This window comes from Clostridium sp. OM05-6BH (assembly GCF_003481635.1).
In the GTDB taxonomy this organism is placed as follows: Bacteria; Bacillota; Clostridia; order Lachnospirales; family Lachnospiraceae; genus Butyribacter.
In genome coordinates this window covers 1-1,243 of sequence record NZ_QULH01000046.1, presented here as the reverse complement: position 1 = coordinate 1,243, position 1,243 = coordinate 1, and the positions used below count along the sequence as shown (strand labels likewise).

The following is a 1,243-nucleotide window of genomic DNA, read 5'->3' as shown; positions in this document are numbered from 1 at the left end:
TTTCCTGTGTGCCTTTTCATTTTGAAACAAGGTTCACGGATTCAGGTAAAATTTAAAATCATGATAACAATTTGTTTAAGAAGTGGTGCATACATAGCATTATTATCTCAATTTATTGCTCATTCTTCTATTATATTGCCTATAACTATCTGCCTCTTTCTGCAATCTGGCAAGCTTCTCTGACATCGTTTCTGCCTTATCCATTGAATTATCTGTATGGCCAAATGATTTCTTCCAATCCTCAGTTTTCTGCTGATACTCTGCATAAGCACTCTTTGATTCCTTGTAGCTTAGATAAAACTCATTCATATTCTCAAATCCGTAGTTACGAACCATATTTGAAAGTCCTATCTTCAATCGATTGATATAGTAGGTCTTTTCATCAATCTTTCTCTGTAATTCAGCTTTTCTTGTAATCTTCGCCAAACCTTTTAAATCTGACAATTCGATTTCAAGATTGCCTCGTTGCTGTTCTGCCTGAAAGATGAGATTATTCTGATTATCAAGCTCTACTTTTATCTTCTTAAGCTTTGGATATGCGGCTGTCTCTGGTGTCATTACAGGCTTGTCTGGTTCTGTAACATTAACTTCCTTGATTGATTCTTCTTGCGTTGTTATTTTATTCTCAACTTTTATAGATTCTTCAATAGCAGAAGTATTATCTGTGTTATCTACCACTATATTGCTTGTTTTCATTCATAACATATTTCTCAACACGATACCTGCAAACATACATAAGTTCCAGATAAAATGAATAAGCATTGATAATACGATATTACTGGTTTTTCTGTAATAATATCCACAACTATAACCCAGCATACCATACACCAATCCGTAAAAGATTAGACCATAAATATTTAAATGCATTTTAAACAAATGTAAAAAAGCAAATATTATAGCTGTAACAACATTAATCACAACGTCATTTTTTATAAACTTTTCTAAAAACAACCCAATAGCGCATCTATTTACAAGTTCTTCAACTATGGGCGCAAAAATCAATGCCGAAAACAACATTGCTAACATACTATCTGTTAATTGAGAATTGCCAACTGGTATAGTGCTATCAATTTTCGCAAATATCAAGTTCAATAAACTTGACACCAAAACAATTACTATTACTATGCTTAAAGCGTCATTAAAATAATACTTCTTAAAGTTTTTAATTCCATTGACTATATATTTTTCCAATACCATTATAATGGCTCAGTTGTCAAGACAAAAATTTAATATTTTTATAATG

Annotated in this window: 2 protein-coding genes; both read right to left on the bottom strand. The window is 31.5% G+C overall.

Annotated features, from left to right (window positions below; translation table 11 throughout):
* Positions 1 to 102 precede the first annotated feature (102 nt).
* A complete protein-coding gene (locus tag DXB73_RS14325) occupies positions 103 to 696 on the bottom strand; it encodes a hypothetical protein (RefSeq protein WP_243104190.1) in 594 nt (197 codons plus the stop codon).
* Complete coding sequence (locus tag DXB73_RS14320; RefSeq protein ID WP_118691576.1) at positions 697 to 1,197, bottom strand: CPBP family intramembrane glutamic endopeptidase; 501 nt, start codon at positions 1,195 to 1,197, stop codon at positions 697 to 699.
* Positions 1,198 to 1,243: the final 46 nt, after the last annotated feature.